Annotated in this window: 20 protein-coding genes and 1 pseudogene; 13 read left to right on the top strand and 8 right to left on the bottom strand. The window is 64.0% G+C overall.

Going from position 1 to position 20,784, the window contains the following annotated elements; all coding sequences use genetic code 11:
* Positions 1-43: 43 nt before the first annotated feature.
* The gene (locus ANI01nite_RS03635; protein WP_141356097.1) at positions 44-592 is read left to right on the top strand and encodes a MarR family winged helix-turn-helix transcriptional regulator; all 549 of its coding nucleotides are present in this window, start codon (positions 44-46) and stop codon (positions 590-592) included.
* Between the two features lie 248 nt (positions 593-840).
* Positions 841-1,140, top strand: a complete 300-nt coding sequence (locus tag ANI01nite_RS03640) for a hypothetical protein (RefSeq protein ID WP_141356099.1) — start codon at positions 841-843, stop codon at positions 1,138-1,140.
* 88 nt (positions 1,141-1,228) lie between these two features.
* Here ANI01nite_RS03640 and ANI01nite_RS03645 read toward each other — a convergent pair whose 3' ends face one another.
* Positions 1,229-1,489: a GlsB/YeaQ/YmgE family stress response membrane protein gene (locus ANI01nite_RS03645; RefSeq protein ID WP_066142438.1), complete on the bottom strand. Its 261-nt coding sequence runs from the start codon at positions 1,487-1,489 to the stop codon at positions 1,229-1,231.
* A gap of 612 nt (positions 1,490-2,101) precedes the next feature.
* Here ANI01nite_RS03645 and ANI01nite_RS03650 point away from each other — a divergent pair.
* Positions 2,102-2,596: a pyridoxamine 5'-phosphate oxidase family protein gene (locus ANI01nite_RS03650; protein ID WP_255314385.1), complete on the top strand. Its 495-nt coding sequence runs from the start codon at positions 2,102-2,104 to the stop codon at positions 2,594-2,596.
* Between the two features lie 247 nt (positions 2,597-2,843).
* Here ANI01nite_RS03650 and ANI01nite_RS03655 read toward each other — a convergent pair whose 3' ends face one another.
* Positions 2,844-4,010, bottom strand: coding sequence for a YkvI family membrane protein (locus ANI01nite_RS03655; RefSeq protein ID WP_141356101.1), 1,167 nt, complete (start codon positions 4,008-4,010; stop codon positions 2,844-2,846).
* A 285-nt stretch (positions 4,011-4,295) separates the two neighbouring features.
* On the opposite strand from ANI01nite_RS03655, the gene ANI01nite_RS03660 reads away from it, so the two are divergent.
* Positions 4,296-6,182 carry a glycerophosphoryl diester phosphodiesterase membrane domain-containing protein gene (locus tag ANI01nite_RS03660; protein WP_170214557.1) on the top strand — a complete coding sequence of 629 codons (1,887 nt, stop codon included), beginning with the start codon at positions 4,296-4,298 and terminating at the stop codon, positions 6,180-6,182.
* A 10-nt stretch (positions 6,183-6,192) separates the two neighbouring features.
* Here the strand turns inward: ANI01nite_RS03660 and glsA are convergent.
* Positions 6,193-7,390: pseudogene (gene glsA / locus ANI01nite_RS03665) on the bottom strand (glutaminase A).
* 351 nt (positions 7,391-7,741) lie between these two features.
* Here glsA and ANI01nite_RS03670 point away from each other — a divergent pair.
* On the top strand, positions 7,742-9,088 hold the full coding sequence (locus ANI01nite_RS03670) for a hemolysin family protein (RefSeq protein ID WP_141356105.1): 1,347 nt from the start codon (positions 7,742-7,744) through the stop codon (positions 9,086-9,088).
* Positions 9,085-10,128, top strand: a complete 1,044-nt coding sequence (locus tag ANI01nite_RS03675) for a hemolysin family protein (protein ID WP_141356107.1) — start codon at positions 9,085-9,087, stop codon at positions 10,126-10,128. Before ANI01nite_RS03670 ends, ANI01nite_RS03675 begins: the two co-directional genes overlap by 4 nt.
* A gap of 88 nt (positions 10,129-10,216) precedes the next feature.
* On the opposite strand, the gene ANI01nite_RS03680 is transcribed toward ANI01nite_RS03675, so the two are convergent.
* Positions 10,217-11,443 (bottom strand): MFS transporter, encoded by a 1,227-nt coding sequence (locus ANI01nite_RS03680; protein ID WP_255314386.1) that lies wholly within the window; start codon positions 11,441-11,443, stop codon positions 10,217-10,219.
* Positions 11,444-11,537: 94 nt separating this feature from the next.
* Positions 11,538-11,897: a hypothetical protein gene (locus ANI01nite_RS03685; RefSeq protein ID WP_141356109.1), complete on the bottom strand. Its 360-nt coding sequence runs from the start codon at positions 11,895-11,897 to the stop codon at positions 11,538-11,540.
* Positions 11,898-11,956: 59 nt separating this feature from the next.
* Here ANI01nite_RS03685 and ANI01nite_RS03690 point away from each other — a divergent pair, with 59 nt between their 5' ends.
* Entirely contained in the window at positions 11,957-12,457 is a 501-nt protein-coding gene (locus ANI01nite_RS03690; RefSeq protein WP_255314387.1) for a transporter substrate-binding domain-containing protein, read from the top strand.
* Positions 12,454-13,416, top strand: coding sequence for a cation diffusion facilitator family transporter (locus ANI01nite_RS03695; RefSeq protein WP_141356111.1), 963 nt, complete (start codon positions 12,454-12,456; stop codon positions 13,414-13,416). The genes ANI01nite_RS03690 and ANI01nite_RS03695 overlap by 4 nt, the downstream gene beginning before the upstream one ends.
* 44 nt (positions 13,417-13,460) lie before the next feature.
* Here ANI01nite_RS03695 and ANI01nite_RS03700 read toward each other — a convergent pair whose 3' ends face one another.
* A complete protein-coding gene (locus ANI01nite_RS03700) occupies positions 13,461-13,901 on the bottom strand; it encodes a hypothetical protein (RefSeq protein WP_141356113.1) in 441 nt (146 codons plus the stop codon).
* A gap of 303 nt (positions 13,902-14,204) precedes the next feature.
* Between ANI01nite_RS03700 and ANI01nite_RS03705 the strand changes: the two genes are divergently transcribed.
* Together ANI01nite_RS03705 and ANI01nite_RS03710 are read left to right on the top strand one after the other, a co-directional pair.
* Entirely contained in the window at positions 14,205-15,233 is a 1,029-nt protein-coding gene (locus tag ANI01nite_RS03705) for an iron-containing redox enzyme family protein (protein WP_066142415.1), read from the top strand.
* A complete protein-coding gene (locus ANI01nite_RS03710; RefSeq protein WP_141356114.1) occupies positions 15,230-15,445 on the top strand; it encodes a CDGSH iron-sulfur domain-containing protein in 216 nt (71 codons plus the stop codon). The genes ANI01nite_RS03705 and ANI01nite_RS03710 overlap by 4 nt, the downstream gene beginning before the upstream one ends.
* A 45-nt stretch (positions 15,446-15,490) precedes the next feature.
* Here the strand turns inward: ANI01nite_RS03710 and ANI01nite_RS03715 are convergent, their stop codons facing one another.
* Positions 15,491-15,865, bottom strand: coding sequence for an ArsR/SmtB family transcription factor (locus tag ANI01nite_RS03715; protein WP_141356116.1), 375 nt, complete (start codon positions 15,863-15,865; stop codon positions 15,491-15,493).
* A 142-nt stretch (positions 15,866-16,007) separates the two neighbouring features.
* Between ANI01nite_RS03715 and arsB the strand changes: the two genes are divergently transcribed.
* The 3 genes from arsB to ANI01nite_RS03730 are packed head-to-tail and all read left to right on the top strand — an operon-like array spanning position 16,008 to position 18,968.
* Entirely contained in the window at positions 16,008-17,063 is a 1,056-nt protein-coding gene (gene arsB, locus ANI01nite_RS03720) for an ACR3 family arsenite efflux transporter (RefSeq protein WP_255314388.1), read from the top strand.
* A gap of 11 nt (positions 17,064-17,074) precedes the next feature.
* Entirely contained in the window at positions 17,075-17,488 is a 414-nt protein-coding gene (locus ANI01nite_RS03725; protein WP_141356120.1) for an arsenate reductase ArsC, read from the top strand.
* Between the two features lie 43 nt (positions 17,489-17,531).
* Positions 17,532-18,968 carry an FAD-dependent oxidoreductase gene (locus ANI01nite_RS03730; RefSeq protein WP_141356122.1) on the top strand — a complete coding sequence of 479 codons (1,437 nt, stop codon included), beginning with the start codon at positions 17,532-17,534 and terminating at the stop codon, positions 18,966-18,968.
* A gap of 9 nt (positions 18,969-18,977) precedes the next feature.
* Here the strand turns inward: ANI01nite_RS03730 and ANI01nite_RS03735 are convergent, their stop codons facing one another.
* Complete coding sequence (locus tag ANI01nite_RS03735) at positions 18,978-20,783, bottom strand: ABC transporter permease subunit (RefSeq protein WP_141356124.1); 1,806 nt, start codon at positions 20,781-20,783, stop codon at positions 18,978-18,980.
* Position 20,784: the final 1 nt, after the last annotated feature.

Genomic DNA, 20,784 nt, shown 5'->3' on the forward strand with positions numbered 1-20,784 from the left:
GTTGCGGGCATGGCGTTCGTATCCGGCGGAAGGAGTTCTTCTCATGAGCAGCTATCAAGCCAACGGGTATTGGTATGGCGAGGGCCGTTCGGTGCCCGAGGCAGTGGATTTGTTGAATCTGATGCGCAGGTACCGTGAGGCGGAGCGCAGGATGCGAGCTGCGACCCGCGGTTCGATGGGGATGAATGAGACCGATATGTCCGCGCTGCGATTCCTGCTCGCCGAGCACCGCAAAGGGGTGACTCCCCGCCAGCGGGATTTTGCTGAGGAACTGGGGATCTCCAATGCTTCGGTGTCGGTATTGATCGACCGGTTATGCCGCGATGGGTATGCCGAGCGTGTTGTGCATCCTGCGGATCGGCGGTCTGTGGGAATTGTGCCCACTGATTACAGCGATACGGAGGTTCGTGGAACGCTGCATCGGATGCATGAGCAGATGATGGATGCCGTGGGCACGCTCTCCGAGGACGAGCGGGTTGCGGCAGCCAAGTTCCTGGAGGCTATGATCCGCAGTGTCGAGATCGATGACGAGCCAAGCCGGCCATCCGCGGGGAAGGGCGTGGTGAGGGAGGGTGCCCTGCCTTCGCGGTAGGCGCAAGGCGCAGGGCATGTGATTCGCCCACGGCGCGTGACTTGGCTGCCGGCTTGAGTGCCAGCCTTGCCGCGGGGGCGACCCTGGCTGGTCGACTCTTGCTTTTATTTGGCGAGTGCCAGATGTGCGAAAGGGCCCATTTCCGGGTTTCTGGGGAAAAGCTTATGGCTGCTGCCATGGATAACCCAGGGCCGTAGGGTGGGAGCATCAAAATTATTTAGCCTGTCTAACAAGTTAGGATGATGCAAATGCGACGAAAGCACCTTGACGTCAGTGTCAGCCATGACGAGTTCGAAGATCTGAATAACGCTCTGGAGGACCATCGAGATGGTTTCAAGAGGATGGCCGAAGAGGCGGCCAATGGCTTCGGTTTGGAACCGGAATACTGGGAAGGGCGAGCTGCGGAAGTCGAGGGTCTGCGCGAGACGATTCACGAGCACAGTACTGACGAGCTCGAACAGGGCGAGTCTTCCACCAGCGAAGCGGACACTGGCCCCGAGGTCGATTCGGCTCGGGATCGGGACTTCGAGTCTGATTCTCGTCAATGAACATCCGGCGCAGGCATGCCAGATGCGCTTCCTCGCACGGCAACGGTCCACCGCGATTCCGTGGTGGACCGTTGCTCTGCAAGTGCAGTTAGGCACGCTTGCGCGTGAGCACTCCCCAAATAACCAGTACGATCAACGAGCCGCCGATGGCCAGAAGCCAACTGGACAGGGACCAGAACTGATCCACTCCTTCACCGAAGACGGCTGAGCCGATCCAGCCACCTACGACCGCGCCGACGATGCCCAGCAGTAAAGTAGCGAGCCATCCGCCGCCCTGCTCTCCGGGTTTGATGGCCTTGGCAATAGCACCGGCTATCAGTCCCAGTACGATCCAACCTAAAATACCCATGAGCTCTCCTCGACTATTTTGTAGCGGTCTAGTTCTTTGGTGGCGACACTCGCCCCTTGTCCCGTAAGCTACCCGCAAGTTAGAGCCACTGGCTGATTGCTGGAAGATTCCTGATGGTTGAGGGAATGCGAAAGGGGCGAAAACGCCATTGCGTACTACCACGTTCAGTGGGTGGGAGGCAAAAGTCCTCACGCTGTAAAAAGAGCAACATGACCCGGCTGCTGGGCTAGTAGGACGCTATCTGGCCCTCTCGGAAAAGAAAAGCACTGTGTGAGCCTGAGAATGATTCATAAAGAAGAATCCTGGCAGGCATGCTTTGATAGGTGGCCGATGCCGGAGGAATGATCACTGGTGCATGGAGTGAAAAAATCAGCTCGCCCCTATTCCTCGAGGGTGTTGCGTGCAAGCACCAACGCCGTTGACAGTTACACCTGGTCTGATGCCTCAGCGTGAGTTGAGGCTAGCTTACGGCTTTCGACGCCGTTCCAGTGACTGATACAAGTTCCGGTCCGGTACGAGAACCTGCGTTTTCGCTGGAAGTCCGTTGCGCGGTGCCAAGGGCCCGGTAGCGTGGCGTGTGTACCTGATGGACAAGTTGAACGGGAGATTGCCGTGGCGCACGATAAAGCAGCACACATTGACGAAGTGGAAAAGCTTGTGGAAATCATCAAGGACATCAAGATTGCGATGCTAACGACTCATGGACCGGACGGGTTGGAAAGTCGTCCGCTGAGTGTCACCGAGGTGGGCAACGACGCGGACGTGTGGTTCTTCACTGCTGCTTCTTCGGATGTTGCCGAGCAGGTCTCCAAGGATCAGGAAGTTAACGCCGCGTTCTCGAACGACAAGTCTTGGGTGTCGCTCAGCGGCAAGGCCAATCTGGTCACGGACGTTGCCAAGAAGAAGGAACTGTGGAATTCGGCGGTGGCAGCCTTCTTCAGCCAGGAGCCCGAATCCCCGGAGGTTGTGCTCATCCACCTGAAATCCGACTCCGCGCAATACTGGGAAAACCCCGGCGGGGTACTGAGCCTGGCCGCCAGTTGGGTCAAGGGCAAGGTAGCCGGAGAACCGGCCCATCCCGGGGATTCGGCAACCGTAGATCTGTAGCCGTGAAGGTGTGAGCGACAAGGGCGCGGAATTCGCATGAACTGCGATTTGCGTGCCCTTGGCCGTTGTATGATGTTGCGGCTATGAGGACGGCTGTCTTTCGCTTTCGACGACCTATCTGCGGTTGGGCATCTTCATGCCGGTCATGCCCCACCGGGTATCAGGGGAGTGTATCCGAGGGGCAATTCAGGAAACGTGAACGGTAGGTTGCAAGGCATCTCATCGAGCCCAGGTCCCCCAAGAAACATTAGAGGAGATCTCGGCTAGTTTTCGCATTGCGGCCGGTTGCCGGCGCCAGCCTATCGCGGCACGCGCGGGTGGTGGTCTTGACCAGCATGAGCACGAGCAGCAGGATGCCCACATAGCCGTTGACCACGTACACCACGTTGACCATCTGGCTGAACGGCACCAACAGGCCGATGACGGTTCCAAGAACCGCGAGGCCGACGGTGCTGTAGCGGAATCGAGGAGTGTTGTCCACGAAGAAGCGCGAGGAGACCGTCCACAACAGCGGAACCGCAGTTGTGTAGATGCCAGCGAGGATCATCACCGAGATTCCGGAGGCGAGCACCGGGCTGATATCGGTGGCCAGCACCAGCATCGGGATCTCGGTCCCGGCCACCTTGGTGATGTTGGCCAGCAGGCCCAGGCCCACGATGATGCATGCCAGCGAGAAGGCGATGGCGCCCAGGCTTCCCCCGGCGACCGCTTCCTTGCGGCTGCGCGCCGTCTTTCCCAAGGCAGTCAGGAACGCGGCCAACCACAGCATGCAGAACCCGACGTAGGACAGGGCGGAGAGCACCCAGTTGCTGGAAGCCTGGGTGACATCCAGGCCCGGCAGCAGCGCATTGCCCGCGCTGATGCCGTCGCTGCCGCGGACAATGCCCATGATGCCCAAGGCAATGGCAATCACGACAATGAGCGGGCCGATCTTGCCGATGATGTCCACCAGCGAACGCAGGCCGAACCAAACGCTGGCACCGACCACGATGGCCAGGGCGCCGCCGCCGATGAAGCGCGAGAGTCCGTAGTGCTCCTCGAACACGGCGCCGGCGCCGGCGACCATGACGGCAAAGCTCAGGAAGACGAAGAGAATCGAGAAGTAGTCGAAAAAACTGCCCAAGTGCTTCCCGCAGTAGTAGTGGAAGATCTGCGAGGGCTTGTCGAATTTCTTGGCTTGTCCCACCAAGAAGAACTCGATGATGACGTAGGACATGAGCGCCAGCACCAGGGCGCCGGTGCCGAAGATTCCCCAGTAGCCGTAGGACGTGAAGTACTGCAGGATTTCTTGGCCGGTGGCGAACCCGGATCCGATCAGGAAGGCAATGATTGCCCCCGCGAATGTCAGGACGCGCTTGGGGCTCAGCCTACGGGTGCTGGCTCCGAGCGGTTGCACTGCGGTTCTGTCTGTCATGCTGAATCCGACCTGCCTTCTTCTAGTTGACTGGGGATATTGATTAATATCCTATTGATATATCAGTGATCTAGTTCACACAGTAGGGAACATCGAGCTAGCGGTCAATGGGTCTGCGGAAGATTACGCGCAGGTGGTGCCAGCAGGGGAGGCGGCGCCGGCTGACGGGGGTGGCCGAGTCGTCCAGCTTCCATCCAGCAGGCGCACAGCGAACGGAAGATGGCGGCGATAGAATTGCAATTAGCCGCCGAAGCGTTCCCGGCGGACGGAAAGGCAAATCAAGCAGTGGCCCCCAGGATTCCATCGAGCAAGCACAGTGCGAACTTTCCTGCCGCTGCGCTGCCCTCGGGCCGCGGGCTGCCCTTCCTGAAGCAGATTTTCAGCTTCCTGCTGCGCGTGCTGAAGCTCAGCCACGTGCGCGTGCTCCGCTACCTCGCGGTGATCACCACTTTGCAGGCAGTTAACGGCCTGCTGGTGATCCCCGCGATCAAGTACCTCTTCGGGCTGGCGCTGGAAAATAGCAACCTGGGCAACGTCACCGACCGGACCTACACCGCGCTGCTGGCCCACCCGGTCTCGGTGCTGCTCCTGGTTGCCATTGCGGTGCTGGCACTGGGTGCGGTGAGCGTGCAGTTCGTGGCGCTGATAGTGATGGTCAACCGCCAGCAATCCGGGCAGCCTCCCAATCTTCGGGCGGTATGCCGCGAAACCGCCTCCTGCCTGCGCCGGATGCTGTCGTATCCCTCGCCGCTGATGATGGCGTACTTCTTCCTCGCCCTGCCGCTGGGCGGCCTGGGTCTGTCGTCCGTGCTGATCCAAGGTGTGGGCATCCCGCCGTTCATCACCCGCGAATACCTCAAGGCGCCGTTGAGCACGGCCCTCTACCTGCTGATGATCGGCGCGATCATCTATGCCAACCTCCGCCTGGTGCTCACCTTGCCGCTGCTGGCCGTCGGCCCGAAGAAGCCGCTGGCCGCCCTGGGCGCCAGCCTGAAAGCCACCCGCCGCAACAGCCTGCGCTACCTGCTGCTGATCGGGATCCCGCTGGGTGCCAGCGCCTTATGCGCCTCGCTGCTGGTCGAGGCGCTGGTATGGATCTCGGATCTGGCCACCGGGCTGCTTAGCGAGCAGGATTCGGCGCTGGTGGCGACCCTGTGCATCGGCGTGGGCCACACGCTGGGCTTTTTGCTGATCGGGGCGGCAACCGTGATGGCGATCCAGGTCGTGGTGGCCCTGGGCCGCGAGCACCTGCAGTTGCCGGTCACCCTGCAGGAACGCTCGCAACGGCATCGCCGGACTCAGTCCCTCGTGCTGAAGGCAGCGGCCGGATCCGCGGCCGCCGCACTGGTGCTTTCGGGCAGCCTTGCCGCCTCCCCGGCCCTGGGACAGACCGCAACCGGAGCCGGGGAGGCCAAGATCCTGGCCCACCGCGGCTATTCCGCCGGCGGGGTGGAGAACACGCTGGCCGCACTGGACGCCGCGGCAGCGCATCAGGCCGATATCGTCGAGGCTGATTTCCAGGAAACCGCGGATGGGCATTTCGTCGCCAGCCATGACACCAACCTGCTGGTGGTGGCCGGGGTGAACCAGAACATCCATGAGATGACCCTGGCCGAAGTCCGGAAGGTCACGGTCCGCGAAGGCGGCTTCACCGGGCGCATCCCCACCATGCAGGAATATCTCCAGCGCGCCGAGCAGCTGGGCATCCAGGTGCTCGTGGAACTGAAGGTCACCGGACATGAATCCAGGGACTATCTCACGCGCTTCCTTGCGCAGGCCGACGCCGCCGGAACCGCCACGGAGAATATCTACCATTTGCTGAACCCCCGTGCGGTCAAGGAAATCAAGCAACGGCGACCCGAGCTGCGGGTCGGGCTGACCGTGGCGATGAGCATGGGCGGGCTGCCGAAGACGAAGGCCGACTTCTACACGCTGGAGCAGGCATCCTTCACCCCCGAGTTCCTGGCCCAGGCCCATGCGCTGGACCGCGAGGTGCATATCTGGACGGTGAATGACGAGTCGAGCATCCGCGAGCTGCTGGGCGCCGGCGTGGACGGCATCGTCACCGACAACGTCGAGCTGGCCATCCGCGACCGCTACCTGGTGGCTAACTACCCGGCCGCGGACTACCGCGTGGGCTCCACGCTGGCCTACTTGGACATCTTCCGCTAGCCTCCGCTGTTCAGGGCGTCTCCGGATAGGTGCCATCACCCAGATCCGGATCCGCCAGGGACTGCAGCGGATCATGCAAGAACACTCGGCGCCCCTCATTGCGCAGCCGGCGCAGCCCCTCCAGCGTCATCCGCCGGGCCACGTCGGTGAAGGAGAACACCCGGGAGATATCCAGGTGTGCCGGCCCGTCGAAATCCGATGCGGCGAACAGGTCGAGCAGCTCGGCTGCGGCGGTGAACTGCACATTGCCCTGCAAGGTGAACGTCTCGCGGGTGCCCCCGCGCCGCACATCGACGACGTCGAGCCGTCCATGGCTCGGAGCCAACAGATGCATGCCCATATCCGTGGAGAGCCTTTCGAAGGCCCGCCGCGATCGCTGGCTGTTGCCGTGCGAATCCAGTCGCGGCGAGAACGCGCCGATGCCCACCTGGTCCGGCAGCACGCCCACCAGCCCGCCGGCCACCCCGCTCTTGGCAGGGATCCCGACCCGGGTCAGCCAGTCGCCGGCCCCGTCATACATGCCGGCCACCGCCATCACCGACATGACCTGCCGGGCGGTGGCCGCCGCCGTTGGCCAGGGTGGCGGCCATCGCCGACAGGTCGGCCACCGTGACCAGAATGGAGCACTGCCGGGTGTAGCCGGCCACCACCTCATGCGGGTCATCGGCAATGATCCCGTGCTTGCGCAGCATATGGGCCATGGACAGGTTGTGGTCGGCGGTGCCCAGCTCCGAAGCGAAAACCGACTCGTCGATGCGCAGCTGGCGTCCGGCCAGTGCCGAGAACAGCTGAAGGGCCCGGTCGACCCGTTGCTCGCCGGTGGCATCGGTGCCGACCAGCAGCCCGTGGGCGGCGATGGCCCCGGCATTGATCATCGGGTTCTTCGGCCGGTTGGTCCCGGCTTCCAGCGACAGCTCGTTGAACGCCTCGCCCGAGGGTTCCACCCCGATGCGCTCCAGCACCTGGTCCAGGCCGCGGTCCATGATCGCCGCCGCGTAGGCGAAAGGCTTGGAAATCGACTGGATGGTGAACTCGATGCCTGCATCCCCGGCGGTGTAGGTGCTGCCCATGGCGGTGGTCACGGCCAAGGCGAAATAGTCGGGATGGGCTTCGGCCAGCTCGGGAATGTAGCCGGCACGCTCGCCGCTGGTGTCATCGCGCAACGCGTCGAGCACTTCGCGCAGGTAATCGGGAATCGGATTCTGCATGGGTGCAATCCTCAAGATCGAATCGGACGTCAGCTCCAGCCGTACCGGTGCTGACTCCAATCTAGCCGCCCGAGGCGGGTTGCGCGGTGTTCTCTTTGCTGAACCGGGAATCGGATGCGCCGCAATCTTGTGAAATTGCTATGCGGATGCCGGGGATCTGGCAAACAAATGGAACTTTCAAGCAAAATGGGCAGCAGCATGCTGGATAATTATTGGAACACAGCAGATCGGGGGAAGATACTCCGATCGGAAGGGAATGATGGACGCTTCAGGCGACAGTAGATCTCATAGTTCCAGCCCTCTGCCCGGCAGAATTGCCGGCCAGGCTTCGAAGGACAGGGGGTGCAGATAATGGAATGGATTTCTCTGGCTTTGGCTGTGCTCCTCATTCTCGGATGCGGGCTCTTCGTAGCCGCGGAATTCGCGTTGATCACGGTTAACCGAAATCAAGTCAAGCAGGCCGCCGCCGATGGCGACCGCCGCGCCCAAGGCGTGCTCAAGGGCATGAGCACCCTGTCCACACAGCTTTCAGGTGCCCAGCTGGGCATCACCCTGACCAACCTCGGCATCGGCTTCCTGGCCGAGCCCGCCATCGCCGCCCTCGTGGTGGGCCCGCTGCAGGATGCAGGCCTCGACGCGGCCCTGGCCCGCACGGTCTCCGTTGCCATCGCGCTGGTGCTGGCCACGATCCTGACCATGGTCTTCGGCGAGCTGGTCCCCAAGAACCTGGCCATTGCCAAGCCCTTTGCCACCGCCAAGGCGGTAGTTGGCTTCCAGCGCGGCTTCAGCACCGTCACCAAGCCTTTCCTCTCATTCTTCAACGGCAACGCCAACTGGATTGTCCGCCGGTTCGGCATCGAGCCCCAGGAAGAACTGGCCTCCACCCGCTCCGCCGAGGAACTCGTCGCGCTGGTGGGGCACTCCGCCCGCGAAGGCGTGCTGCCTTCGGAAACCGCGGAGATGCTGCGCCGCACCGTGGCCTTCGGCAACCGCCGTGGCCACGACGTGATGACCGCCCGTTCGCGGATGATCACCGTGACCGCGCAGCAGAGCGTCGAAGACGTGCTGCAGCTGGCCGCGCAAACCGGCCATTCGCGCTTCCCGCTGGTGGCCGAGGACGGCCACCGGGTGCTGGGACTGGTGCATATCCGCGCCTTGCTCGCCGTGCCTTTCGAGCAGCGCGCGCACACCGCGGTGGGGGACTACGCCCAGGATGCACTGCTGGTCCCGGACACCATCGAGCTCGATGAGCTGATGGACCAGCTGCGCAGCGGCGGCATGCAACTGGCGGTGCTGATCGACGAGACCGGCGACGTCGCCGGCATGCTGACCCTCGAAGACCTCGTGGAAGAGATCGTCGGGGAAGTGCGCGATGAGCATGACCCGCAGGACTCCAGCGTCCAGGTTCTCTCGGAGAATAGATGGCGACTGGATGCGGCGTTGCGCCCGGATGAAGCCAGCGAGCTGCTGGGCTGCCAGATCCCCGAGGACTCGGACTATGAGACCCTGGCCGGATTGCTGACCGTGCAGCTGGGACGCTTCGGCCAGGTCGGCGACGTGGTCACCCTCGTGGTGCCCGGCGTTCCCGGCGGACCGGACAAGCAGCTGGTATTCACCATCCACGCCACCGATGAGCAGCGGATCGCGATCGTTGACGTGGAAGTGTCCGAACTTGATGAGGAAGAGGCCGGGCGATGAGCGATCTTATCGGAATTCTTGTCACGGTCCTGCTGCTTGCGGCGAACTTCTACTTTGTCGGCGCCGAGTTCGCGCTGATCTCTGCGCGCCGAAGCATCATCGAGCCCAAGGCGCTGGCCGGCAGCCGCAGCGCCAAGCTGACCCTGTGGGCCATCGAGAACGTCTCGCTGGTGATGGCCGGCGCCCAGCTGGGCATCACCGTGTGCTCGCTGGCACTGGGCTACGTCACCAAGCCGCTGGTGAAGTACGCGGTAGCAGGTCCCTTCGAGGCCATCGGGATTCCGGAGGGCATGATCGATGCGCTGTCCTACGCGATTGCGCTGATCGTGGTCACCTACCTGCACGTGGTGCTCGCCGAGATGGTGCCGAAGAACATGGCGCTGGCCGGCCCGGAGCGCATGGCGCTGATCCTCGGCCCGAGCATGGTGGTGCTGGTGAAGATCCTGCGCCCGGTGCTGTGGCTGATGAACGCCATGGGCAACCTGGTCCTGCGGATCTTCGGGGTGGCCCCGAAGAACGAGGTGGCCAGCACTTTCACCCGCGACGAGGTCTCCTCCATGGTGGCAGAATCCCGTGAGGGCGGTGTCCTGGATGAGCAGGACGAGCAGCTGCTGATGGGCGCCCTGCACTTCGATGCGCGCAGCATCGAGTCGGTGGCGATCAGCTTCGGGAAGGTGCAGACCTTGCCGGTGGATTGCACGGTGGCCGATATCGAGTCGGCGGCCGCGCACGGCTTCTCCCGCTTCCCGCTGGTGCAGGCCGATGGCACCCCGGTGGGCTATGTCCACGTGAAGGACGTGCTGGGTGCCGATGCGCACACCCGCGAGCGGCCGCTGCAGCCCAGCGACATCCGAAAGCTGCCGTCCTTTGCCCCGCAGCAAAGCGTGCGCACCGCGCTGCAGGAAATGCAGCTCTCCGGTGCCCACCTGGCGCTGGTCCGCGAAGGCGGAACCGGAAAGGTCGCCGGCATGGTGACCTTGGAGGACATGCTCGCAGAGCTGGTCGGCCAGATCAGGGATGAGCGCCGCAGCGCGCACTAGCGGCACAGCGCAGAAAGAATGCAGGGAAATGGGGCTGGAGGCAGGACGGGAAACCGTCCTGCCTCCAGCCCCTTGCCGATAGAGGGCGTCAGTGCGCCTTGGCGAACGGCGAATTCCAGCGCGAGAGCACCAGTGTCAGCGACGCGCCGAGCAGTGCGAAGAACGTGGTTAGCCACCAGGTGGCATTCCACCCTCCGGTGAGCGTCGCCGTGGCTGCGAGCAGCATCGGGCCGGTGAAATTGCCGATATTGAAGATCTGCTGGGTCAAGCCCATCGAGGCAGGGGCCGAACCGCCGGGCGGTGCCAGGTCGACCACGACCCGGGTCATGGTGGTCGGGATGGTGGCGCCGGCCAGCGAGAAGAGGCCGACGCAGAGCATCTGGATCAGCAGCAGCCCCGGGGGATAGTCGACGGCGAAGGTCAGGATGGAGGTCAGCGACATCAGCGCGAAGCCGGTGAACAGCAGGGTGCGTCCGTTCACGCCGCGCTGGAGCAGCGCGCCGCAGACGATCGCACCCACCGCATTCAGCCCGCCGATCACGGCTGAGGCCAATCCACCGGCCACCGGATCCAGGCCGAATTCCTCGTAGATCGTGGGCAAAAACCCCACGACCGCCATCCATTGCACCGTATAGCAGCCGAAAATCAGTCCGCTGATCCACACGCGCGGTGCCCGGGCGGTAATGGTAATGCGCCGGGCCGCTTCGCGCAGGGCTGCCGGACCCGAAGGCTGATCCGCGCCCACGAACTTGAAGATCAGCGGAATGGGCAACAGGGTGATGAACGCGAGGATACCCCACCACAGGTGCCACGACAGATGCTGGAGCGCCAAGGCGGTGGAGAAGACTCCGATGAACGTGGCCATGCCCATGTAGGCGGCCCACCATCCCACGGCCATATTCAGGTTCCTGATGGGTGCATGCAGCCGGACCAGTCCCGGCCCCATGACGGTGGCCATGATGACACCCGCGCCTTCCAGGATGCGGGTAGCCAGCAGCAGCGGCGCGCTGGGGGCCACGGCGCCCAGCGCGCTGCCGAGCACCAGCAGCAGCAGGCCGAGGATCAGGGTGCGCCGCTGGGAGATGACTTCCGAGAGCAGGGAGACTGCCAGCCCGCCGGCCATGCCGGCAATCTGGACCACGCCCAGCAGCACACCGGAGAAAAGCAGCGAGAAGCCCAGCTCGTTCTGGATGACGGTCAGTGCTGGAGCGAGCTTCCAGATGTGCAGCCCTGCCATTACGCCGGAGGCCACGATGATGATCCAGGCCGCGTTGGTCCGTTGCTGGGCCTGGTCCATTTTGGCTTGCACTGCCACCGATGCCTCCTTGCCTATTGCGCGCAAACTGGTTTCGGGCGCTATTGTCCACTTCGGATTGTGGCACGCGCAGGGCAACGATCCGGCATTCATGTCATTGAATGGAATACCTGCCTGCGGCAATCCGGACTGGATCCGCCAGCCCAAGAAGAATTCCGGCGGCCGAAGCCAGCACATGCCCGGCGGAATACCAAGCATAGAAGATACAGGAGCCGATGGCGGTCACCCGGATGATCGCCGAAACCTTCCCGGTGGTCCTTAGCTGCCGCTTGGAGAGCACGGCCAAACGGATCATGATTGCGCAACCGGCCACGATAGTCCCGTAAAAGCCGGGAGCCCGGGCCGTACGTCGAGCTTGCCTGTGGCCTCGGGAATGCCGGGTCTTCACGGTCCAATCCTTCGGCAGGTCGCAGGAGCGAGCTGGGAGTTCGCCGATATTTCCTGGGCGTTCCATTGCGAATCGAGTCCTCGGAGTAGTTTGGGGTCCAACTCGGCCGATCAAGCTCAGGAGGAATGATGTTCCGGCAACGTCCGTTCCGCGCCCGGCAGGTGAAGGGGGCTGCGGTTCTTGGAAGCGTCTTCTTGGCGACAGCCTGCTTCCCAGCGGTGCCGGTGGACCCCGAGGGAACCCTCGACACGGTCCGTTCCGGGACACTTCGGGCCGGCGTATCTCCTGCTTCGGATTTCGTGGAAATAAGGGACGGTGAGCCCCAGGGCGCCGAAGCAATGCTCATAGAAGACTTTGCGGAGCATGCAGGAGCGGAAATCCAATGGACCATTGGTGGCGAGGAGCAGCTAGTGAAGCAGCTGGAAGCAGGCCAGCTGGATCTGGTGGCAGGAGGTATCACTTCCAAGACGCCGTGGTCGGAAAAAGCTGGGGTAACCCGTCCCTATAGGACCGCCACTGACGCCGAAGGCAAGGAAATGAAAATAGTCCTGCTCGTGCCTCCGGGCGAAAACGCTTTCCTGTCCGAGGTGGAATACTTCCTGGACCAGACGCAGGAGATGCCATGAAAAACGCTGCGGGAACCCATTTGCCTCCCGAGCAACGCGAACTCATGGCTCGCGCCGCAAGGCTCGAGTTGATCAGCATCGGATACACGGCGCTCACTATTACCCTTGTTGCCCTAGTGGTGGGAAATTCGCAGGCCATGCGCACAGCGTGGATAGAAGACATGCTTTCAGTCCTGCCGCAGCTGGCCTTCTTAGCATCGCTGCAGTTCACCCGCAAGGCCCGTCGGTACTCCCACCCCTACGGCTACCACCGGTCCATGGGAGCCGGGCATCTGGTCGCAGGAGTAGCGTTGCTGGTCGTCGGAGCGATGCTCGCTTACGAATCGGTCTCGGCGCTAGTTAAATTGGAGCACCCGACGATCGGTACCATGAACCTGTTTGGCCATACGGTATGGCAAGGATGGATCATGATGGCGGTCATGGCGCTAATCGCGGCACCGGCCGTGGTGCTGGGACGGCTGAAAATCAAGATTGCCCAACCTCTGCACAATAAGCTGCTCTACGCTGACTCCAAGATGGCCAAGGCCGACTGGCAGACCAATGCTGCTTCGATCGTCGGCGTGGCCGGAATCGGCATTGGATTGTGGTGGCTGGATTCCACAGCGGCTCTGGTGATCGCTGCGGGCATTCTCAAAGACGGCTGGGACAGCACGAGATCCGCAACATCGGATTTGCTGGACCGCCGTTCCAAAGGCGTCGATGGCACGGATCCGCACCCGCTGATCGCGGCCATGGAGGAACAGCTTCAGTCCCTGGAGTGGGTTCGGACTGCGGGCTTGAGGGTCCGCGAACTGGGCCAGGTCCAGCACACCGAAGCGTTCATCGTTCCGGAAGCGGAAACCGTGACGCTTGCCCAATCAGAGGAAGCGCGGAAAGCGCTTGAAGGAACCGACTGGAAAGCGTATGACGTGGTGGTGACGATAGTTCCCGAGCTGCCTGAATTCCTCAAGCAGGACTGAAAACCGAGTTTCCGGCCATCGCCCGCCTTGGCTGCCCCGCCGGGTTAGCCGATATCCGTCGGCAGCGGGGTTACTTGCCCGGGCCAGTCGCTGCGGACGAAGCAGGGAATCTCATGGATTGCCGCGCTATGGGACCAGAATGCGACGCGAAACGGCATCAGTTTCTCTGTGCGGCGCCTGGAACAGAGTTCGCTGATTGTGGTTCCCGCTGGCAGTGGCGGAACTTTGGGAAAAAGCGGGCTGGGCACCGTGATGTGCCATAGCTGCAGCTCATCGGTTTGGCCGTCATCGACAACCATGAGCACTGCCCGTCCGTGGACCGATACGAAGCCCATGACTTCATCTACTGGATCGGCATATTGGGCGAATACCACCGGCGTCCCCTCGAACCAGCCGTACGAGGTGAGAAGGGTTCTTGCCTCAGGGCAATGCAAAAGTTCTTCGACGCGCTGCATGGCGCGAGTACGGCGTTCGGGCATGTTCATATAATCCTCCGCTGATGGCAGCTCTCCGAAAGGTGACCGCCCACGAAACCCTGTGGCGCGAAGCCGAGGGATCCCCGGGTTTCGCCATTGGCGCTCGGTGATCATCGTGGAGTGTTCTTCTCAGGATACCTCCTATTGCGCAGAACCACGTAAAATCCACGGCTCGCAATCGAGTCCGGTGCAAGGTGCCGGAGGCTTACCTTGGGCTTTCCTCCCAATGGTGGTTATATCCACAGGATGCTGGCACGATCGTCCTCAGGCCACTAGTGCCGACTGTGCGTCCAGCGAGACCTAAGGAGCATCATGCATTTGCCCGTACCCCGCGGAGAACTGTCCCGAGCGCTGATCAACGCGCTGCTGTGCGACCCCTCGGGAGAATATGCAGAATATCTGGCAACGGCCGCAGAGGAACGATTGGCTGCGACGACGAATGTCCTGGATGACGGGGACCTGCAGCTGAGCCTTTTCGTGCTCTACGAGTTGCACTATCGGGGATTCGCAGAAGTCGATGATCATTGGGAATGGAACCCTGGGCTCATTTCGGTCCGGGCCCAGATCGAGGAGGCTTTCGAGCAGGAGCTACGCAAAGCGGCAGGCCCTCTTCCAAGCGTGGCGCCGAGCTCATCCAAGGTGGCCGAAGCCTTGTTCGCGCTCGCTGCGAATGATGATGGACCGTCGGTCTCGAAGTTCATCCAGCGCAAGGCCAATGCCGCCCAAGCACGCGAATTCTTGATTCTCAAGTCGATCTACCAGCTGAAGGAAGCTGATCCGCATACCTGGGCGATCCCGAAACTCCAGGGCCGTGCAAAAGCCGCAATGGTGGAGATCCAGGCTGATGAATACGGAAACGGGCAGCTGCCGCGAATGCATAGCGAACTGTTCAGGCAAACGATGAGGGGCATGGGCCTGCGAGATGACTTCGGCGCGTACGTCGACCGCATTCCCGCGGTGACACTGGCGGCCGTCAACATGATTTCGCTCTTCGGCATGCACCGGCGCCTTCGCGGAGCCATCACTGGCCACCTGGCACTGTACGAGATGACATCTTCGATACCCCAGGCGGCTTATGCCCGCGGGTTCCGGCGCCTTGGGTATGAATCCCCGGTGACCGACTACTTCGATGAGCATGTGGAAGCTGATGCGGTCCATGAGCAAATCGCCGGCCGCGACCTGGCTGGCGGACTGGCTGAATCCGAACCGGAGCTGGTGCCAGACATCCTCTTCGGAGCGTACGCAGCGGCAGCAGTTGACGCATTGGCTGGCGTAAAGTACTTGGACGCGTGGGAAGCGGGCCGATCGGCGTTGCATGCCGGGGCAGGGGTAACCGCATGAGCGACGAGCACCGCGCTCCGGACGCAGCCACCATTACCGTTTGCCCGCAGGGCCCATTGCTGCTCAGGGGCGATTTTGAAATTGTGGATGCCGAGGGGCAATCCATCGAGGCCCGGCAAGGGCCCGTAGCGCTATGCCGCTGCGGGGGCTCCGCCATCAAGCCCTTTTGCGATGGCACGCACAAGCTCATGAAGTTCGAGCGCCCGAAATAGGGCACTCGCCCGTGCCTGCAAGCAAGGGCCGCGTGGCAAAACCGCCTAGGGCTTAGGTGCCAAGCTGGCGCCCAAGGATTCCAAGGCGCCGGGGACCACGGAGAAGTAGGCCCAGACCCCGCGCTTCTCGCGGTGCAGGATCCCAGCATCCACCAAGATCTTCAAATGGTGCGAGACGGTGGGCTGCTTGAGGCCCAGCGGCTCGGACAGGTCGCAGACGCAGGTCTCGGCAGACTCGCTGCTGGAGACGATGGACAGGATGCGCAGACGATTGGGGTCGCTCAGCGCCTTGAATCGCAGTGCCAGCAGTTCGGCTTCCTCGGCGTTCAGGATTGCCTCCCCGGGGGATGGCACGCAGCAGGTATCGGCAGCCGGAGCGGTGCAGGTGCCGTCGGCAGGATTCGCGGTGGCTGTGCTCATGGACTCGGCTCTTTTCTTGGCGGGCGCTAGAGATTGACAAACGTCGATATGTTTCATCATACTCAAAACATCGATAATCGTCGATGTCTATTCTTGGAGTGATGATTCAGTGGCACCTGCCCCTGCGCTAGACACGGCCCCCGTGGCGGCCAAACTTTCCTTCCTGGACCGCTACCTGGTCTTGTGGATCCTGCTCGCCATGGCCGTCGGCCTGGGCCTGGGCCGCATCTTCCCGCAGCTCGGCGCCTTGCTGGACCGCTTCACCGTGGCCGGGGTGTCGGTGCCCATCGCCATCGGCCTGCTGGTCATGATGTATCCGGTGCTGGCCAAGGTGCGCTACAACGAAACCGGCCGCGTGCTGGCCGACAAGAAACTGATGGTCACCTCGCTGGTGATCAACTGGATCCTCGCCCCGGCATTCATGTTCGTGCTGGCCTGGATCTTCCTGGCCGAGCTGCCGGAATACCGCACCGGGCTGATCATCGTGGGGCTGGCCCGCTGCATCGCCATGGTGTTCATCTGGAATGACCTGGCCTGCGGGGACCGCGAAGCGGCCGCCGTGCTGGTGGCCATCAACTCGGTATTCCAGGTCATCGCCTTCGGTGCCCTGGGCTGGTTCTACCTGCAGGTGCTGCCTTCCTGGCTGGGACTGGAAACCACCAGCGCGCAATTCTCCATCGCCGCGATCACCGCCTCGGTGCTGGTCTTCCTGGGCATCCCGCTGGTGGCCGGCTACCTGACCCGCACGCTGGGCGAAAAGGCCAAGGGCCGCGACTGGTACGAGGGCAAATTCCTGCCGAAGATCGGCCCGTGGGCGCTGTACGGATTGCTGTTCACCATTGTCCTGCTCTTCGCGCTGCAGGGGGACAACATCATCTCCAAGCCGCTGGATGTGCTGCGCATGGCGATCCCGCTGCTGGTCTACTTCGTGGTGGTCTTCGGCGCCGGCATGCTCATTGGCCACTGGCTGAAGCTGGGGTACCCGCGCACCACCACCTTGGCCTTCACCGCGGCCGGGAACAACTTCGAGCTGGCCATTGCGGTGGCCATCGCCACCTTCGGCGCCACCAGCGGACAGGCCCTGGCCGGCGTGGTCGGCCCGCTGATCGAGGTGCCGATCCTGGTCGCCTTGGTCTATGTCGCCCTGTGGACCCGGAAATTCTTCCCCGCATCCAGCACCGTCACAACTTCTGCCTGAGGAAAATAACCATGACTGCAACCGAGAAGCCTTCAGTTCTCTTTGTCTGCGTGCACAACGCCGGACGCTCCCAGATGGCCGCGGCCTTCCTCTACCACCTGTCCGAAGGGCGGATCGAGGTCCGCTCGGCCGGCTCGGCTCCCGCTGATTCGGTTAACCCCGCGGCGGTCGAGGCCATGAAGGAAGTCGGCATCGACATGTCGGCGGAAATTCCCAAGGTGCTGACCACCGAAGCGGTGCAGGACTCCGATGTGGTGATCACCATGGGCTGCGGAGACGCCTGCCCATTCTTCCCGGGCAAGCGCTACGAGGACTGGAAGCTGGAGGACCCTGCAGGCCAGGGCATCGATGGCGTGCGCCCGATCCGCGATGAAATCCGCACCCGGATAGAGCGGCTCATCGCCGAACTGCTGCCAGCCAGCTAAGCGCCACCCGCCCCCCCGGAATCCAGCAGCCAAGGAGAACGCCATGAACCAGAACCTTCCAGTGATCGTCATCGGCGCCGGCCCCATCGGGCTGGCCACCGCAGCCCACCTGCGCGAGCGCGGGCAGGACGTGCTCGTCCTGGAAGCCGGGGACAGCGCCGGCGCCGCCATTGCCCAGTGGTCCCATATCAAGCTCTTCTCCCCATGGCGCTTCAATATCGATGCCGCTTCCCGACGGCTGCTGGAAACCCCCAACGAAGGATACGCAGGGGATTGGGAAGCGCCGCGGATCACCAAACTGCCCACCGGCGCGGAACTGGTCAGCCAGTACCTGCAGCCGCTGGCAGTCCACCCGGAACTGGCGCCACGCATCCGCTACAGCCACCGCGTGGTGAAGATCAGCCGCGTGCTGGCCGACGGCCGCGGCGCCGACAAGGCCCGCACCGCGAACCGCGACGACGCACCGTTTTTGGTGCGCACCGAAACCCCTGGCGGCCTGGTGGATCTGCTCGGCCGCGCCGTAGTTGACGCCAGCGGCACCTGGAACCAGCCAAGCCCGGTTGGCCGGGGCGGCATCGAGGCGATTGGCGAAGCCGAAGCGTGCGAACAGGGTTTCATCATCAGCGGGTTGCCCGATCCGCTGGGCGCTGATGAGCACGAGCTGGCAGGCAAGGACCTGCTGGTGCTCGGCGCCGGGCATTCGGCGGCGAACACCATTATCGCCCTGGGCCGGTTGCAGAAGCAGTATCCGGATACCCGCATCCGCTGGGGCCTGCGCGGGGAAGCCAACCCGATCCGGCTCTACGGCGGCGGAGCGTCCGACCAGCTTCCGGCCCGGGGCCAGCTGGGCACCTCGCTGCGCCGGCTGGTGGAAAACGGCCACGTGGAACTGCTGGAGAATGTCTCCGTCGCGTCGATGAACGCAGGGGAGCAGCTGGCAGTCGTGCTGGCTGATGGCCGCGAGCTGGCCGTTGACCGCATTATCGCCGCCACCGGTTTCCGCCCCGATCTGCAGATGCTTTCCGAACTGCGCCTGGAGCTGGACGAATGCGTCGAGGCCCCGCGCCAGCTCGGTTCGTTGATCGATCCGGAGTTCCACAGCTGCGGAACGGTCAGCGCGCACGGCGCCAAGGAACTGGCGCACCCGGAAAAGGACTTCTACATCGTTGGCATGAAGAGCTATGGGCGGGCCCCGACGTTTCTGATGGCTACCGGCTACGAGCAGGTGCGCTCCATTGCCGCCGCCCTCTCCGGTGATGCGGAGGCGGCCGGCCGGGTGGAACTGGAGCTGCCGGAAACAGGTGTTTGCTCAACGGATCTGGGCGGCTCCTGCGACGCTCCGGCCAGCGAAAACTCCTGCGGAACGGAACCGGCCGAGCCTGCCGAATCCAGCGGCTGCTGCAGTTCGCCGCAGCCGGTGAGCCTTGGGATGTCCACCGGAACGCTGCACGGCAACAGCGAACTGGCGGCCGGACGGTAGTCCCGCCGTTCAGCTCACCAGCACCTGGGAGCTCCCGGACTGCGCCTCCGGCTTCTTCGAAGGGCCGCGGGAACCGGCACGCCGTGGCACAGGAATCCCGGCGAGCGCCACAGCGCACACGGAGGTCAGCACCAGTGCGGCAGCCGGGGCGATGGCTGTGAACGGAGCCCGCTCGACGTAGCCGATGCCTTCGGCCAGCAGCAGCCCCCACTCTGGGGTGGGCGGCTGCGCCCCGAGCCCGAGGAATCCCAGGGCAGCCAAGGCCAAAGCCACCCCGGGCAGCCGCAGCATCCCATGCCGCAGCAATGCGGGAATCACCGCCGGCAGCAAATGCTGGATCCAGATCCTGCTCCGCGGCACCCCCGAGAGCGGAAGCCAGCGGATATGCGGCATGGCCCGCGCCTCATCAAGTAGCGAGGCCGCATGGGTAGCCAGCGGCGGCCAGCTCACCCAGAGCACGGCCAGCGCGGCACCGCCCACCGATGGGCCCACCAGGGCCGCGATGACGACCCCGGCAAGAATCGGCGGCGTCGCGTTGGCAATTACCGCCGGTCCGCGCGAGATCTCGCCTGCCGCCGCGAGCAGCAGGCCGAGCAGGATCGCGCCGGCCACGATCAGCAGTGCCGGTCCCACCGTGCCCAGGGTTCCGTGGGCTACCCGTGCCAGCAGATCCCTGCCGCTGGCATCCGCGCCGAAAGGCAGGCCCGGTTCCGGGGCCTGCAGCCGCCCGAATGCAATGGCATAGGGATCGCGCGGCAACCCGGAAGCCAGGATGGCCAGCAGCGCGGCGCAGGTGATCCCCGCGGTCCAGCGCTGGATCCTGCCGGTGCCGCGGGCCTCGGGCGGGGCAGGCAGCGACCCGGGCGGCAGGGCGCCTCTGCGCAGCGTGCGCCGAGCCGCCGCGGTGAGCGCCCCGATCAGCACGGCCGAGGCCGCCATCAGCAGCAGGCCGGCCTGCAACGCGGGAATGTCCTGCGCATTGGCGGCCCCGAGCAAGTAGCGGCCGAGCCCGGGGATCGCGAAGACCTGCTCCACGGCCACCGCGCCGCCGAGCAATCCGATGAACGCCAGGCCAAGCTGGTCGATGACCGCGGCCGCGGCCCGGCGCAGCACCCCGGAAAGGATGGCCGGCGCCGGCGCCCCGGCCAGGTGCCAGATCCCGACCCAGCGTTCGCCGGCCACCGCGGCAATGGCATCCGCCAGCAGCCGGCCCAGCAACCCGCCGGCCGGGATGCCCAGCGCCAGCGCGGGCAGGATTGCGGTTTCCAGCCCGGTCCACCCATAGGGCGGCAGCCATTGCAGCTGCACCGCCACCAGCACCAGCAGCATGCTGGCCAGCAGGAATTCCGGCAACGAGGTCAGCGCCACGCCCAGCGGACCGGACCCGGACTGCCGCTGGTTGCGCAGCACGCGCAACGCCGCCGGCAGCACCAGGGCAAAGGCCACGGCCAGCGCCACCAGGACGGCGAAGGCGGTGAGCGTGGCGGAGACCGACAGGGCCCGCCAGGCTCCGGGTGCGATCGGCGCCCCGCTGACCCAGGAGCTGCCCAGATCCCCGTGCAGCACCCCGGACCACCAGTGCCAGCTGGTGGCCAGCGGTCCGCGGTCAAGGCCCAGCTGCGCGCGCACGGCGGCCAGAGCCTGTGCGGTGGGTTCCAGTTCGGCATAGCGGGCACGGAGCACCGCCGCGGCCGGATCGGTGCGCGAAAGCCAGGGCAGGGCGCCGGCCACCAGCAGCAGCGCCAGCGCGCTGAGCAGGCAGGAGGCGAAGGACGCCCAGGCGATGCGCCGCCTGCGGCGGGAGAACCAGTTCATC

The sequence above is a fragment of the Glutamicibacter nicotianae genome (genome assembly GCF_006539525.1).
In the GTDB taxonomy this organism is placed as follows: Bacteria; Actinomycetota; Actinomycetes; order Actinomycetales; family Micrococcaceae; genus Glutamicibacter; species Glutamicibacter nicotianae.

Coding starts and splice junctions, on each gene's coding strand:
- ANI01nite_RS03635 (WP_141356097.1), top strand. CDS start 44: ATGAGCAGCTATCAAGCCAACGGGTATTGGTATGGCGAGGGCCGTTCG.
- ANI01nite_RS03640 (WP_141356099.1), top strand. CDS start 841: ATGCGACGAAAGCACCTTGACGTCAGTGTCAGCCATGACGAGTTCGAA.
- ANI01nite_RS03645 (WP_066142438.1), bottom strand. CDS start 1,489: ATGGGTATTTTAGGTTGGATCGTACTGGGACTGATAGCCGGTGCTATT.
- ANI01nite_RS03655 (WP_141356101.1), bottom strand. CDS start 4,010: ATGACAGACAGAACCGCAGTGCAACCGCTCGGAGCCAGCACCCGTAGG.
- ANI01nite_RS03670 (WP_141356105.1), top strand. CDS start 7,742: ATGGAATGGATTTCTCTGGCTTTGGCTGTGCTCCTCATTCTCGGATGC.
- ANI01nite_RS03675 (WP_141356107.1), top strand. CDS start 9,085: ATGAGCGATCTTATCGGAATTCTTGTCACGGTCCTGCTGCTTGCGGCG.
- ANI01nite_RS03685 (WP_141356109.1), bottom strand. CDS start 11,897: ATGGAACGCCCAGGAAATATCGGCGAACTCCCAGCTCGCTCCTGCGAC.
- ANI01nite_RS03690 (WP_255314387.1), top strand. CDS start 11,957: ATGATGTTCCGGCAACGTCCGTTCCGCGCCCGGCAGGTGAAGGGGGCT.
- ANI01nite_RS03695 (WP_141356111.1), top strand. CDS start 12,454: ATGAAAAACGCTGCGGGAACCCATTTGCCTCCCGAGCAACGCGAACTC.
- ANI01nite_RS03700 (WP_141356113.1), bottom strand. CDS start 13,901: ATGAACATGCCCGAACGCCGTACTCGCGCCATGCAGCGCGTCGAAGAA.
- ANI01nite_RS03705 (WP_066142415.1), top strand. CDS start 14,205: ATGCATTTGCCCGTACCCCGCGGAGAACTGTCCCGAGCGCTGATCAAC.
- ANI01nite_RS03710 (WP_141356114.1), top strand. CDS start 15,230: ATGAGCGACGAGCACCGCGCTCCGGACGCAGCCACCATTACCGTTTGC.
- ANI01nite_RS03715 (WP_141356116.1), bottom strand. CDS start 15,865: ATGAGCACAGCCACCGCGAATCCTGCCGACGGCACCTGCACCGCTCCG.
- ANI01nite_RS03725 (WP_141356120.1), top strand. CDS start 17,075: ATGACTGCAACCGAGAAGCCTTCAGTTCTCTTTGTCTGCGTGCACAAC.
- ANI01nite_RS03730 (WP_141356122.1), top strand. CDS start 17,532: ATGAACCAGAACCTTCCAGTGATCGTCATCGGCGCCGGCCCCATCGGG.
- ANI01nite_RS03735 (WP_141356124.1), bottom strand. CDS start 20,783: ATGAACTGGTTCTCCCGCCGCAGGCGGCGCATCGCCTGGGCGTCCTTC.